Raw genomic sequence first — 13,942 nt, forward strand, 5'->3', positions numbered from 1 at the left:
CGCGGGGAGTTGAGGCGGCCCGGTGGCGCGCCAGCTGATCCGCTCGTCGAGCAGCAGCTCCCAGAGGGCCAGCCGCGCCTCGTGCAGCTCGGCTTCGTACGCGTCGTACGCCCCGCGTCCGCCGAGGGCACGCATCGCCTTGCCCAGGGGAAGCTCGGCCCGCAGCTGGTGCATGGGAAGCAGCTGGTACTCGAACTCCTGGTGGGCTCGCTGGAGTTCCGTACCAGATCGGCCGCTGTCGAGGCCGGACGGTTCCTCGCCGAGCGCCGCCCGCTGGAGAAGGAACTCCACCAGCTCCCGGGCTATCCGGTCGAACCGCAGGAAGCCTGACACCATTGACGCGTGCTTCTCCAGTGGCGTGTGCACCCCCAGCTTGCGTCCCAGCCGTGCGCACCGTCCTCGGTCGCGCCCCCAGGGGAGGATCGCGCGGGCCTTCGCGATGTCGGAGTCGAGCGCGGCGAGCCGCTCGGCGCGCCACCTGGCGGTGACGGCCGGGTCGTCCAGCCGCTCCTGGGTCAGCGCTCGCAGTTCCCGGTGCACGGCGCGCACGGGAGCGCGGACCTTCCCACACCCGGGGCAGCGGTAGGCGGCCGAGCGGGGGTCGGGATACCAGCCTCCCTTGGCGTGACCGGCGGTCACGGGCGTGTCGCAGCCCGCGCAACGCAGCAGGGCCTCGCCCGGGGACGTCCNGTCCGCCGAGGGCACGCATCGCCTTGCCCAGGGGAAGCTCGGCCCGCAGCTGGTGCATGGGAAGCAGCTGGTACTCGAACTCCTGGTGGGCTCGCTGGAGTTCCGTACCAGATCGGCCGCTGTCGAGGCCGGACGGTTCCTCGCCGAGCGCCGCCCGCTGGAGAAGGAACTCCACCAGCTCCCGGGCTATCCGGTCGAACCGCAGGAAGCCTGACACCATTGACGCGTGCTTCTCCAGTGGCGTGTGCACCCCCAGCTTGCGTCCCAGCCGTGCGCACCGTCCTCGGTCGCGCCCCCAGGGGAGGATCGCGCGGGCCTTCGCGATGTCGGAGTCGAGCGCGGCGAGCCGCTCGGCGCGCCACCTGGCGGTGACGGCCGGGTCGTCCAGCCGCTCCTGGGTCAGCGCTCGCAGTTCCCGGTGCACGGCGCGCACGGGAGCGCGGACCTTCCCACACCCGGGGCAGCGGTAGGCGGCCGAGCGGGGGTCGGGATACCAGCCTCCCTTGGCGTGACCGGCGGTCACGGGCGTGTCGCAGCCCGCGCAACGCAGCAGGCCCTCGCCGGGGTACGTCCATCTGGCACCGGCTCGGGTAGTGACGAACTCCAGCTGGCGAAGCTGGTTCACCATGTCGTCCAGCCGAGTCGCGTCGTCGTCCGCCACAGGGATCGTCACCTTCGTCGGGAGTACCGCGGCACGACCGTGGGCGCGGCACAGGGTGTGGATGAACGCTACCCGACCGCGCGGGCCGCACACGGGGTCGGGCGTCCGGCGTCGGGCGGCACGTACGGCGCGTGTGTACGCACCCCTCGATGGCGGAACCCATCGCCAGGCGGGCGGCGCCCGAGCTAGGTTGGTCGGCGTACACGTCGTCGAGTCACAAGGATGTCCGATGGGGGAAACGGTCGGCGGTTACGACTCAGCTGAGCAGCTGAGCAGGAGACTTGAGACCCACAGGGCGCATCCGGCGCGGGTGTACGACGTGTTCCTCGGCGGCAAGGACAACTACCCGGCGGACCGGGAAGCGGCGAAGGCCGGCCTGGAGTCCAACCCGCGCGGCTACTGCGACGTCCGGCACAACCGTGACTTCGTGCGCCGCGCGGTCAGCTTTCTCGTGGAGGAAGCGGGCATCCGGCAGTTCCTGGACATCGGCACCGGTCTGCCCACCCAGCAGAACGTCCACCAGATCGCTCAGGGCATAGCCCCGACCTCCCGGGTCGTCTACGTCGACAACGACCCGGTCGTCCTCATGCACGCCCGTGCGCTGCTCACCAGCGGTCCGGAGGGCATGACCGACTACGTCGACGCCGACCTGCACGATTCGGGGCGGATTCTGGCCGCCGCCGCGGAGACGCTGGACTTCGAGCAGCCGGTGGCGTTGGTGCTCGCGGCGATCCTGCACTTCGTCGAGGACGACGCGGCGCACGACGTCGTCGCGAGACTGCTGAACGCGCTGCCCTCCGGCAGCTATCTCGTCCTGAGCCACCTCAGCGCGGACATGAACCCCGAGCGGATCACCGAGGTCGCCCGCACCTTCCAGGAGCGCGGTTTCACCTGGGTGCTGCGTCCGGCGAGCGAGCTGACCCGGATGGTGACCGTGAACCAGCTGCGGGAAGTCGATCCCGGCCTCACTCCCGTGCACAGGTGGCGCCCGTCCTGCTTCGCGCGTAGTGAGGAGATGATCGGAGCCTCCGAGACCTCGAGCGAGGACCCGGAGCAGCTGGCGGGCATGGAACTCGTGGACCGGATGAACCTGCTGGGGATCGACGACGTCACGGACGAGGACATCAACATCTACGGCGTGGTGGCGTACAAGCCCTGAGGCCGCCGGCCGGCGCGTGTACCGGTCAGGAGCCCGTCGTGCCGTCGACTCGCTCCCGGAGCAGGTCGGCGTGCCCGTTGTGCCGTGCGTACTCCTCGATCAGGTGGGTCAGAATCCAGCGCAGCGACACGCTGGAGCCCAGTGCCTGGGCGTCCGTCCCGGTCAGCGTCCCGGGCGCGTCCAGCGAGTCGGCGGTCGAGGTCGCGTCCCGGCTCGCGGCGACCTCCGCGCGCCAGGCGGCCAGCGCGTCCGCCATGCCGACCTCGGGGGACAGCGCGAAACCGTCCTCGCCCGCCGTCCCGTACGCCGGCGGCAGCTCCTGCCGGCCGGCGAACACCCGCTGGCACCACTTGCGTTCCACCTCGGTCAGGTGCTGCACGAGCCCCAGCAGCGTCATCGTTGAGGGTGGTACGGCGGCCTCCCTGGCCTGCGCGTCGTCGAGCCCCGCGCACTTGAGCGCCAGCGTCTCCCGGTGGAAGTCCAGCCAACCCTCCAGCACGTGGCGTTCCTCGGCGTGTGGCGGTGGGATGGGGCGGCCGTCCGGCATGGTGGTCATGTCTCGATCCTTTCAGAGTCGGTCACCGGGGGAGCGTGCGGTCCGGTCGTACGCGGCGTCGCCCCCGGCGACCCGGCCCGGCGGAGTGCCGGCACCTCGGCGGCGGGCACCCGCTCCAGCACCCCGCCGGCGAACACGTCGTACAACGGCAGCGTCTCCAGGTGCACGTAGCCGATGTGGCAGTCGCAGACGGCCAGCGGGCAGGCGCGTGGCGCGAGCGCCCGGCGGTAGCTGCCGTCGTAGAGGTTGCCCAGCTCGGTGCGTACGAAGTGGCAGCGGCGGACCGTGCCCGCGCCGTCCACGGACAGCACCGACTCGCCGGTGCGGCAGGGCAGTCCGGCCGAGCGGTGCGGCCGGCGGCTGTACGGGAAGAGCGGGTCCAGGTCCGTCCATCGCTCCGCCTCCGGGTCGGCGTACGAACGCCCCTCGGCGGCGTTCACCCAGAGGTACACCCGTTCGGGCAACTCGGCACGCAACCGCTGTGCCGCTTCCAGGTGTTCGGGCAGCCCGACGATGCCGACGCTGTAGCGCACCCCCATCCGCGTCAGCTGGTGACACTTGGCGAGGAAGCGGTCGTACGGCGTCTGGCCCGGGTGGTAGGTGCACCACAGGGCGAGCCGGTCCAGATCGGCCGCCGCCAGCCAGTCCGTACGGCAGCTGAGGTTCGTCTGGATGGCGACCCGGCGCACGTGCGGCAGCCGGGACAGCTCGACCAGCGCCCGGCGGTACCAGGAACGCACCAGACCCTCGCCCCAGGGCGTGCACAGCACCGACAGCTCGTCGCCGGTCTGGGCGGCGACCCAGCCGGTGAAGCGCTCCAACGCGGCCCGGTCGGCGCGCAGTCGCTCCGGCGAGTCCCGGCGCTTGGCGAACGGGCAGTACGGGCAGTCGTAGTCGCAGGACTCCAGCGGGCCGCGATACAGCAGCGTCAGGTCCATCGGCCGTCACCGGGGCGCGTATTCGGCCATCGCGGCCCGCACGGCGGGAGAGAAGAGCAGCGGGCCCACCGCGTCCGAGTGGGCGAGGCCCTCCGGGGACAGCCGCAGCAACTCGCCGCCCTCGGGCGTACGGGCGTCGGTGTCCAGCCAGCCGTACGCCGCCAGCCGGGCCAGCTCGGTCGGGTAGTCGGCGGCCGGGGTGCTGCCGAAGCGGGCGCGGTACTCGGCGATCGGCAGCCCCGCGGCCTGCAGCAGCGACTGCAACAGGTGGCGGCGGCGGGCCTCGTCGGCGTCCTGGTAGCGGCCGACGGTGGCGTGCGAGAAGTCGCGGGTGGCGGTGAAGTCGTCGATGATGCCGCGGATCTCGCGCATGTCGACCGCGTAGTCGAAGGAGTAGTGCAGCGCGGCGGTGTACGAGCGGGCGCCGCAGCCGAGGCCGATCATGCCGTCGGTCTGGCAGGCGTGGTCGGGGGCCGGCCCGCCGGGCGGCGCCGAGGAGGCGGACCGTATCGAGGAGCTGGACGGCGGCGCCGAGGAGTTGGGCGGCGTTGCGGAGGCGGCGCGGCGGAACATGCGCATCGACACCTGCTCGTAGCCCTGGGCCAGCAGGTGGTCCCGGCCGGCGCGGTAGAGCCGCAGCCGCCGCGCGTCCCACTCCGGGTCGGACCCCTCGGCCCGGCCCGCCCCCGAACCGGCCGCGCCGTCACGCCGGTCCAGGCCGGTGAGCGGGCGTACGTACAGCGGATAGAGATACAGCTCCTCCGGGCGCCAGGCCAGCGCGGCGTCCAGGGAGGTGCGCCAACTGCGCTCGGTCTGCCCGTCGATGCCGTAGATCAGGTCGATGTTCAGCACGGGCACGCCGCTGGCCCGGATGTGCCCCAGCGCGGCCTCCACCTCCGAGCGGCGCTGGGGGCGTACGGCCGCGCGCGCCTCGCTCGGCACGAAGCTCTGCACGCCGATGCTGATCCGGGTGGCGCCGCGCTCGGCGAGTACGGCCAGCCGGTCGGGGGTGGCGGTGGACGGCGAGGTCTCCACGGAGAGCGGTACGGCGCGCAGGTCGGTGCCCATCCGTAGCTCCGCTATGTCGCACAGCCGGGTCAGCTCGGCGGCGCTGAGGTAGGTGGGGGTGCCGCCGCCGAAGGCCGCGCTGGCGAACCGGAGGGGCCGCGCCGGGGTGTCTGCCTCGTCCAGGGCCCGGCGTACGGCGGTCGCCTGCCGCTCCAGCGCGTCCAGATAGCGGGTGGTCAGCTCGCCGGGGGCGCCGACGCGGGTGAAGAGGTTGCAGAAGCCGCAGCGGACCTCGCAGAAGGGGACGTGCGCGTAGAGCGCCAGGGCGTCCTTCGGCTCACCGGCCCACAGCTCGCGCAGTGCCGGGCGGTCGGCGAGCGGACGGTAGGCGGTCTTGTGCGGGTAGGCGTACACGTAGTGCTGGTACGGGCTGACGCCCGGTTCGGATGGGCCGCCGACGCCCGGATCGGGCATCCCTGTGGGCGTCGCTGCGGGTGTGGCGGATGTGGCGGATGTGCTGGTGGTGGTCCCGTTCAGGAAGGGCATGCGGCGGCTCCGGTCGGGGCGGGCTCCGCGGGTGCTGTGGACCCGGGAAGGATGAAGTGGGCGTACGGCACGGTCCACACGGTCTCGTGACCGATCCGGTGACCGGTGTGACCGTCCTCGCCGTAGGCGGTCCCGTGGTCGGAGCAGACGATCGTGAAGCAGGGACAGCGGCTGCTCGCCGCGGCGAACAGCCGGTCGACGTGCTGGTCGACGTACTCCAGGGCGGCGGCGTGCGTGGCGGGCGAGTCGCCGGTCTCGGCGGTGGCGCCGGGCAGATGGAACCAGTTCGGCTGATGCAGCGCCGAGACGTTGACGAACAGGAACAGCCGTCGGTCCGCCGGGAGGCCGGCGACGACCTCTTCGACGCGATCGATCTGCGCCTCGAAGGAGCGCTTGGAGGTCACCCCGAACTCCGGCTCCCAGTACGACTCCTGGAAGAGTCCGGGCAGCACCGCGCCGAGCGGGCTCCGCTCGTTGAAGAAGCCGACGCCCCCGACACAGACCGTGTGGTAGCCGGCCGCCGCCAGGCCGCCCGGCAGGTCGGGCGCGTCGAAGACGTATGTGCCCTGGGCCGTGGTCTCGCTGCCGGGGAAGCGGGCGGCGAACAGCCGGGGGTGCGGACCTGGTTCGGCGGGCGTGGGCAGGAAGCCGGCGAAGATCGCCTGGTGTGCGGCGTAGGTGAAGCTGGCCGGGGCGTGCCGTCGCTCCCACCGGCCGTCGGGCAGCCGACGCGCGAGGTTCGGGATGCGCCCCTCGGCGGCCAGCCGGGCGGCGATGTCGTACCGCAGGGTGTCCAGGGTGACCAGCAACACGTCGTGGTCGCCGATGAGTCGGGCCATGTCGGGCTGCGGGGCCTCAGCGTGCGGGGGCATACGCGCCTCCGGAGACGGGCACCGGCGCCGCGTGACGGAGCGCGCTGGCGCGTACGGGGCGGCCCGCGCTGGCGCGTACGGGGCGGCCCGCGCTTGCGCGTACGGGATGGCCCGCGCTTGCGCGTACGGCGTCGAGCTGCGCGGCGTACGTGTCGCGGCCCTCGGCGGGTCCGTCCGGCAGCCCGAGCAGGCCGGGCAGCAGGTCACCGAAGGCGTTGACCTCGCACACGGCGAACCGCTTCCACCGGGCCACCGGCAGCAGGTCGACCGCCACGCACAGCGTGCCGGGGAAACAGGCGGCGGCCCGCTCGCACAGCGCCAACGCCTCGGACCAGTCGCCGCCGGCGGCCCGCACCGCCGTCGCCGCCTCCGCGAGATCACCGCGCCGACCGCCCAGATGGAGGTTGGTCATCGGCGAGGGACTGGTGCGTACGACGGCGTGGGTGGCGCGCCCGGCGACCACCACGACCCGCAGGTCGGCCGCGCGGCCGTGCTGGCTGGCCTTCGGCAGCCAGCGCTCGAGGTGCAGCCCGTCCGGCGCCAGGGTGTCCACGAGGGCCGCCACCTCACGCTCCGTCGCGTAACGCCGCACCCGAAGCGAGTTGAACAGCCGGCCGTCCGCGCCGCGTTCGACCGAGGTGTCGGCGCGTATCCGGCCCGGTCCCGCGAGTTGCACGGCCAGCACCCCGGAGGCGGAGGAGCCGTGCGCCAGCTTGACGAAGGCCCGTGACAACCTGGCGTCCCGCAGCAGTCGGCGTGCCTCGGACCAGTCGCGTACGGGCGTCGCCCCGCCCGAGGTGGGGGACTCCGGCACCGGCACGCCCGCTGCCGCCAGCACGCCGTGGCAGCGCCGCTTGTCGAACAGCACGGCCAGCTCTGCCGGGTCATCGAGCAGCGTGCCGCCCGCCTCCGCCACGCCCGCGGCGACCTCGTGCGCCGCCGAGAGGAAGCGGGCGTACCAACGGCCCGTGCCCTCCACCCGGGTCGGCTCGGACACGTCGCGTAGCAGCCGGTCCACCTCCGGGTCCTCTCCCGGCGAATCCAACCGCACCGTCTCGCCAGCCCGGAAGCGGGCGGTGCCGCGCAGCACCTCTGCCCACGGCACGACGCGGGCCGCGGGCAGACCCGCCTGCCGCAGCGCCGCCTGGAAGCCGCGCACACGCCGGTTGCCGGGGATGCCGACGACGGCGAAGCGGGGCTCCGGCACGCTTCGGGAAGAAGCCGAGGCGGGGTACGTACGGGGGCTGGTGACCGTCATGCCGGCTACTCCGCGACGGCCGTGAAGCGGAACAGCTCCCCGTCGCCGAAGTCGTCCTCGTCCTCCCGACCGGGCATCACCTCCACGCCGTGCGGGCTGAGGGTGTCGATGAGGCGCTGCTCCATCGCCTCGCTGAGGAAGTTGTGATCCAGGTCGAGCTTCGTCAGGTGGGTGAGCGGCTGGCCTTGGACGAGCGCGGTGGCGCCGTCGTCGCCGAGGGTGCCCTTGGAGATGTCGAGGGTGTCGAGTTGGGCGACGACGGGTGCGGTGGCGAGGGCGGCGGCGACCTCGTCCTGGATCTCGCTGTTGCACAGCGCAAGATGTTTCAGCGCGGGCAGGCCCTTGCCGGCGAGGACGCCCTCGAGGTCGGACGGCTCGGTGTCGCCGCTGTACTCGGAGACGCCCAGCCAGAGGTCGAGCCGCTCCAACGCGGGGAGTTGACTGTCGCCGATGCCGCGCACGACCTGGCGGGGTATGCCGCCGGCGACGATGACCAGGCTGCGCAGCCGCTCGTGGGTGACTGGGGGGAACTCCAGCTTGGTGCCGCCGCGCACGCGCAGCTCGGTCAGTTGGGGGAAGGCGGTGAGCAGCTTGGTGACGTCCGACTGCTCGATCCAGCTGATCTCGGCTTCCTCCGGGGAGATATCGCCGACGAACACCGCCTCCAGCTCGGGCAGTCGCGCGGCGACGGCCGTGATCGCGTCGATCGGCTCGGACGAGTCGTGGGCGTAGGGCGCGCCCCACTGTCCGATGACCAGGGCGCGCACGCCCGTGGGACCCACGGTGTCCAGGAAGAGCTGGAAGCGCTTGGTCCAGGAGGACGCGTCGTCCTCCACCCAGTCCACGGCGAGGTACCAGGCCACGTCACCGGGCGCCGGCAAGTCCTCCACGGCGTCTGTGCCGTCGAAGTTCCAGACCTCGAGACCATGGAACTCTGAGGGGTGGTCGTCGAAGTGTTCGTACTCGTCGAGGGTCATGGGCACTGGTCCTTCGGAGCGACGGGCGGAACGATGACACCCGCAGGTGTACCAGGCCGCTCGGACAAACGTCCCGGCTCGTGCCCCGGACGTAGGGCCAGCGCGGGATACCGCCCGTGCCCCACGGCCGGCAGGCTTCCCGCATGACCCACGACCGGCCCGCACACTTGGACGTCGGCGCGGTGCGCTTCGCCCGCCCCACCGCGCGGTTCGACGACGTACGCCACTTCTACGCGCGGGTGCTGGCGCTCCCGGTGCTCGCCGAGTGGCGGGACCACGACGGCTACGACGGCGTCGTCCTCGGGCTGCCGGGCACCCCGGTGCACATGGAGCTGACCCAGCACGGGCAGCCGCCGCGTATCCCCGAACCGCACCCGGAGAACCAGCTGGTGCTCTACCTGCGCGGCCCGGCGGCGCTGGACGCGACCGTGGCGCGGATGGCGGCGTACGGGCACGAGCCGGTGACGGCGGCGAACCCGTACTGGCCGGCGCACCGGGCAGTGCTCTTCGAGGACCCGGACGGCTGGCTGGTGGTGCTCGTCCCCTGGGTGTTCGGCGAGGAGACACCGAAGCGGGCGGGGGCGGGGGCGTAGGGCTGGGAGCGGTCGCCGGCGTACGACCGAGTGGCCGGCGCGCGAGGGTGGCAGTCCGCGTGACGTCGACGTGGCGGTGCTGTTCGTCGGCACCGCCAAGCGGCCGGAGCTGTTGGGTTTCCTCGATACGTTGGGGCGAGTCGCGGACAGCACCATGCTGGATCTGCTGGATCTGCTGGATCTGCTGGATCTGCTGGATCTGCTGGATCTGCTGGATCTGATGGATCTGATGGATCTCGGGCGGGCGGGGCCCGTCGCGCGCGAGCGCGCGCTGGTGGGCGGGCGTCCACTGGTGGAACTCACCGCAGGAGTGTTCGCGAGACAACCGATGCGGGCCATCACAGAACGCATGGAGAACGTCTGGTCGCGGCAGCTGGATCCGGAGCTGATGGCACGGTGAGTCATTCTCACCCACGGGTACGTGACCGTTGACCTGACTGTCGCGGCAGCCGCCGTACCGAAGGCCCGGGCGGCTCCACGCGGAGTACGTCCGCCCGGCGGGCACCTTCTTGGCCGCAGCCGGCCGAGCGCCCCCCCGGACCTGCCCGGGGCGGTCTTCCCCGCCGTTCGGGGCCGATGTCAGACCCGGCGACTAGCGTTCCTGACGATGGTTCACGCACCAGGCGTGACCGGTCGAGGGGAGGCTCCGTGTACCGCCAGGGAGACGTGTTGATCACGCCGGTCGAGGAGTCGGCCGTGCCGGCCCGACTGCTCGACGCGCCCGGCGAAGCCCGGGACGCGCGCGGGCGGTTGGTGTTGGCCCTCGGTGAGGGGACGGGGCACGCGCACGCCGTGCGCGGGCCGGGCCGGCTGCACCGGGAGGGCGCCGAGTTCGGGCCGATGTATCTGCACCTGCCGGACGGCGGCCGGGTCGTGCACGAGGAGCACGCGGCGATACCGCTGCCGAAGGGATGGTTCCGGGTCGTGCGGCAGCGGGAGTACGCGCCGGGCGCGTACCGCCTCGTCGCCGACTGACCGGAGCCTCCCTCCACCACCCCAGCGCACACAGGACACGACCCAGTACGCACCAGCGGCGGTGCGTAGGACGGAGCACGACACCATGCGGGACCTCAGCAGTTGGCGGGAGCTCGCCGAAGCGACGGGTGCGGCGGATCGGCCGGCGGCCGAGGCCGGCGTACGCACCGCGTACCACCAGGCCGGGCTGGCCGAGCCGGCACGGATCGTCTGGGCCGACTCGCCCCGGGCGGCCGTCGCGATCATCCGGGAGCTGAGCGAGGCGGACGACACCGGACCCTCCGTGCGGGACGAGATACGCACCCAACCCTGGGCGGCGGCCCGGCGGCGCCTGGTGGACACCCTGGGGCAGTCGGGCTGGGCGGCGCGCTGGGAGGCCACCGGGGCTCAGCTGTGGCCGGGCGTCAAGACACTCACCGACCGCGTCACCACGGGCCTGGTGGCCGAGCTGACGGGGCGTGTCGGGGGACGGCGCCAGCGACGACCCGTGTCCGAGGAGACGGCGCGGGACGAGAACGCCCTGCGCGTACTGCTGCTGGACGCCGTGTTCGGGCAGCAGGACGCCGCCTGGCTCGCGGCCTTCGATCCGCCGGAGGAGGGGCCGGACCCGTTGGCCGGCCTCAAGGAGGTCGCCCAGCACGCCGGTTGGTGGTGGCCGTACGCACGGGTGGCCGTGGTGTGCGAGCGTCCCGTTGCGCTGCACCTGGACGTGAGCGGCCGGCTGGACCGGGCCGACGGGCCCGCGCTGGCCTATCCGGACGGCTTCGCGCTCCACTCCTGGCGCGGCATGCCCGTACCAGCCGACTGGCATACGCAGTTGGCGGAGCTGACCCCCGAGCGGATACGGACCGAGGAGAACGCCGAGCTTCGCCGCATCATGCTGGAGCACTACGGGCACGAGCGCTATCTCACCGACTCGGGAGCCAAGCCCGTGCACCAGGACCGGGCCGGCAGGCTGTGGCGGATCAACTTCCTGGACGACGAGGACGTGGTCATGGTCGAGGTGGTCAACTCCACGGCAGAACCGGACGGCACACACCGCACGTACTGGCTCCGGGTGCCGCCGTGGACCCGTACCGCGACGGAGGGCGTGGCCTGGACCTTCGACCTCGCCTCGGACGAGTACGCCCCGCGGCTCCAGACCTGAGCGATCCCGGGGTGTGGGGGCGCGCTGCGGTGGAGCGGGCTGGAGCGGCGTGCGGCGCGAAAGCCGTGACGGCGTGTCATGCGCGGCTCGACGGCGGCTGGTCCTGTCCGACGCTCCTCGGTACGGGCCGGGGCGCCGTACGAGCGGGCGGATGGCGCCGCCGAGCGCACGGGGCGGGTGACCGGAGAGAGCGGGCGTTGCCGTGCCGTCAGTGGTGTGAACCGGAGAAGCGGCCGCCCGGTTCGCTCCATTGCGGGTCCATTCGCGAAGCCGGATTCTTTCAGCTCCCGCAGAAAGTACGTCCGGTTGCGCCTATGGGGTTGTTGCGCACATGACGGAATGCCTTACTGGGCTACGCGCGTAACCCGCGTTCCGCCCCATGAAGGAGGGAACAGCGCATGGCCCCCACCCATGACAGACGTCAGGTGCGCCGTCTGCTCACCATCGCCGCCGCCAGCGGCTGCCTGATCGCGACCGCCGCGGTGGCCCCGGCGGTCGCCCAGCCCAACTCGGCCAACACGCAACCCGCTTCGGCCGCCTTCGCCGCCTCCTGCCCGACGGACGCCCCGATCAGTCAGGGCTACCACGACGGCCACGACGGCGTGGACCTCGCCAACGACATCGGCACTCCCATCTTCGCCGCCGGCCCCGGTGAGGTCACCGAGTCCGGTCCGGCCAGCGGCTACGGCCAGTGGGTGCGCATCAAGCATCCGGACGGCTCGGTGACGGAGTACGGCCACATGTACGAACGGTTCGTCGCGGTGGGCGACACCGTCGAGGGCGGTCAGAAGATCGCCTCCATGGGCAACGAAGGCCAGTCGACCGGTCCGCACCTGCACTTCGAGGTTCACCTGGACGGCGGGTTCGGCTTCGGTGACGACCCCTTGGCGTACATGTCCGAGCGTGGCGTCGCACTGCCCTGCGTGCCCTGACCTACCGTCGGTTCCACGTGCCCGAGCCCACGCTTCGGTGACCACGCGCCTGAGTAGTACCCCGAGCCGGTGTCCGTACGCCGGCCACCGGTCGCCGATGACCAGGGTGCCCGCAGCGCAGGCGCGTCCCGGCCGGTCCGCGCGGGGGCGCTGCCGCTCAGCGCCCCGGCGGGCCGGCGCCCGGCGTACCACCTACGGGACACGCCCCGGCCGGTGGTAGGCCACCCACCGAACCAGGCACCCGCGGAACGCCGGGCGAACTCCAGCAGCAGGCCCCGCCCACGGCCAACCGGACCAGCCGTCGCCCCCACACTCGCCACTCCCACACCAACCGCCACACCTCGTCACCCCCACGCCCCACACCCGCCCGCTACTTCCGCCGGGCCACCGCTTCATCACCGCACCGCCACACAGCCCTTTCCCTGGCATCCGGCCCTCCCAGGAGCGCCCAGCCCCCACTGCCGAAGGAGAGCACCACATGGCCGAGCAGTCCCGCCCCAACCGTCGTACGCTGCTACGCGGCAGCCTCACCGCCGCCGGAGCCGGCGCCTTCGCGCTGAGCGGCGGCGCCGTCCTCGCGAACGCCAGCTCACCCGCGAGCGGCGCCAGCAGCCCCGGCCGCGCGTCCGCACGCGCGAAGGCCCCCGAGCCGCGCATCTACACCACCGAGGAGTGGGGCGCCCGCCCCCCGTCCGGTGACATCGTCGTGCTGGACCGGAAGCCGACATTCATCGTGGTGCACCACACCGCCGACCCGGGAAACAGCGAGGACTACTCGCTGGAGCACGCCAAGCAGATCTGCCGGGACATCCAGGACTTCCACATGGACGGCCGGGGTTGGACCGACACCGGTCAGCAGTTCACCAACAGCCGCGGTGGCTACATGCTGGAGGGCCGGCACCAGAGCCTCGGGGTCGTACGCGGCGGCACCCAGCACGTGCAGGGTGCCAATGTCGGTAACCACAACAGCGAGGTCATCGGCATCGAGAACGAGGGCCTCTACACCGACGTGGACGTCCCCCAGGCACTGTGGGACTCGCTGGTCGAGCTGGTGGCCTGGATCGCCACCCAGTACGGAAACGCGATGGAGAACATCCAGGGACACCGGGACTTCAACTCCACCGAGTGCCCGGGCGAGGTGCTGTACGGCCGGCTCCAGGAGCTGCGGGACGCCGTCGCCGGCGCGCTGAACCTGCCCAGCGCGAGGCCGGAGGTCTGGCCGCTGCTGCGGCCCGGCGACTCCGGTGCCAAGGTCCGTGCCGCCCAACACCTGCTGCGCGCCGAGGGCTTCGGGGGCGTACCGGTGGACGGCGTCTTCGGCGCGGACACCAAGCGGGCGGTCGCCAAGCTGGCGGAGACGAACGGCGTCGCGAAGCACACCTGTTCCGCGATGCACCACCGCACCACGGACGAGACCGGTTACCTCGGCTCGGACATCTGGCCGCTGATCACCCCGAAGGTGCAGCCCGGCGAGAACCGGGAGGTCGCCAAGGCCCTGGAGACCCTCCGGGGCGCGGGTGGCTCGGCGGACGTACGTGCCGGTGACCGGCTCAGCGCCAGCGACTGGAAGCGTCTGCTGGACTGAGCGTGCCGCCGGCGGGCGCCGGCCCCGTCCGGCATGGCGCCCGCC

General features: G+C 72.5%; 14 protein-coding genes. 8 read left to right on the top strand and 6 right to left on the bottom strand.

All coding sequences use genetic code 11. The features are described 5' to 3' along the window. Positions 1-742: 742 nt before the first annotated feature. Together AN216_RS29405 and AN216_RS20970 are read left to right on the top strand one after the other, a co-directional pair. A complete protein-coding gene (locus AN216_RS29405; RefSeq protein WP_170843180.1) occupies positions 743-904 on the top strand; it encodes a hypothetical protein in 162 nt (53 codons plus the stop codon). Between the two features lie 676 nt (positions 905-1,580). Continuing rightward, on the top strand, positions 1,581-2,510 hold the full coding sequence (locus AN216_RS20970) for an SAM-dependent methyltransferase (RefSeq protein WP_070198265.1): 930 nt from the start codon (positions 1,581-1,583) through the stop codon (positions 2,508-2,510). 25 nt (positions 2,511-2,535) lie between these two features. Here the strand turns inward: AN216_RS20970 and AN216_RS20975 are convergent, their stop codons facing one another. From AN216_RS20975 to AN216_RS21000, 6 genes are read right to left on the bottom strand one after another with little or no spacing between them, the layout of a single operon-like run. Beyond that, positions 2,536-3,066, bottom strand: a complete 531-nt coding sequence (locus tag AN216_RS20975) for a DinB family protein (RefSeq protein WP_070198266.1) — start codon at positions 3,064-3,066, stop codon at positions 2,536-2,538. Beyond that, positions 3,063-4,004 (bottom strand): STM4011 family radical SAM protein, encoded by a 942-nt coding sequence (locus tag AN216_RS20980; protein ID WP_070198267.1) that lies wholly within the window; start codon positions 4,002-4,004, stop codon positions 3,063-3,065. Before AN216_RS20980 ends, AN216_RS20975 begins: the two co-directional genes overlap by 4 nt. 6 nt (positions 4,005-4,010) lie before the next feature. Next, entirely contained in the window at positions 4,011-5,486 is a 1,476-nt protein-coding gene (locus AN216_RS20985; RefSeq protein ID WP_070198268.1) for an STM4012 family radical SAM protein, read from the bottom strand. Between the two features lie 59 nt (positions 5,487-5,545). Beyond that, the gene (locus tag AN216_RS20990) at positions 5,546-6,397 is read right to left on the bottom strand and encodes an STM4013/SEN3800 family hydrolase (protein WP_170843181.1); all 852 of its coding nucleotides are present in this window, start codon (positions 6,395-6,397) and stop codon (positions 5,546-5,548) included. A 16-nt stretch (positions 6,398-6,413) separates the two neighbouring features. Next, positions 6,414-7,688 (bottom strand): STM4014 family protein, encoded by a 1,275-nt coding sequence (locus AN216_RS20995; protein WP_079166806.1) that lies wholly within the window; start codon positions 7,686-7,688, stop codon positions 6,414-6,416. A gap of 5 nt (positions 7,689-7,693) precedes the next feature. Next, complete coding sequence (locus AN216_RS21000; RefSeq protein ID WP_070198270.1) at positions 7,694-8,665, bottom strand: STM4015 family protein; 972 nt, start codon at positions 8,663-8,665, stop codon at positions 7,694-7,696. 143 nt (positions 8,666-8,808) lie between these two features. Here AN216_RS21000 and AN216_RS21005 point away from each other — a divergent pair, with 143 nt between their 5' ends. The 6 genes from AN216_RS21005 to AN216_RS21030 all read left to right on the top strand — a co-directional run bounded on the left by AN216_RS21005 (position 8,809) and on the right by AN216_RS21030 (position 13,897). After that, positions 8,809-9,258: a VOC family protein gene (locus tag AN216_RS21005; protein WP_070198271.1), complete on the top strand. Its 450-nt coding sequence runs from the start codon at positions 8,809-8,811 to the stop codon at positions 9,256-9,258. 70 nt (positions 9,259-9,328) lie between these two features. Beyond that, positions 9,329-9,658, top strand: coding sequence for a hypothetical protein (locus tag AN216_RS29410; protein ID WP_070198272.1), 330 nt, complete (start codon positions 9,329-9,331; stop codon positions 9,656-9,658). Between the two features lie 248 nt (positions 9,659-9,906). Next, positions 9,907-10,233, top strand: a complete 327-nt coding sequence (locus AN216_RS21015; protein WP_070198273.1) for a hypothetical protein — start codon at positions 9,907-9,909, stop codon at positions 10,231-10,233. Between the two features lie 85 nt (positions 10,234-10,318). Then, positions 10,319-11,380, top strand: a complete 1,062-nt coding sequence (locus AN216_RS21020; RefSeq protein ID WP_070198274.1) for a DUF6745 domain-containing protein — start codon at positions 10,319-10,321, stop codon at positions 11,378-11,380. Between the two features lie 398 nt (positions 11,381-11,778). Continuing rightward, positions 11,779-12,312, top strand: a complete 534-nt coding sequence (locus AN216_RS21025) for a M23 family metallopeptidase (protein ID WP_070198275.1) — start codon at positions 11,779-11,781, stop codon at positions 12,310-12,312. A gap of 478 nt (positions 12,313-12,790) precedes the next feature. Continuing rightward, positions 12,791-13,897: a peptidoglycan recognition protein family protein gene (locus AN216_RS21030; RefSeq protein WP_070198276.1), complete on the top strand. Its 1,107-nt coding sequence runs from the start codon at positions 12,791-12,793 to the stop codon at positions 13,895-13,897. Positions 13,898-13,942: the final 45 nt, after the last annotated feature.

The organism is Streptomyces oceani, from assembly GCF_001751245.1.
Classification (GTDB): domain Bacteria; phylum Actinomycetota; class Actinomycetes; order Streptomycetales; family Streptomycetaceae; genus Streptomyces; species Streptomyces oceani.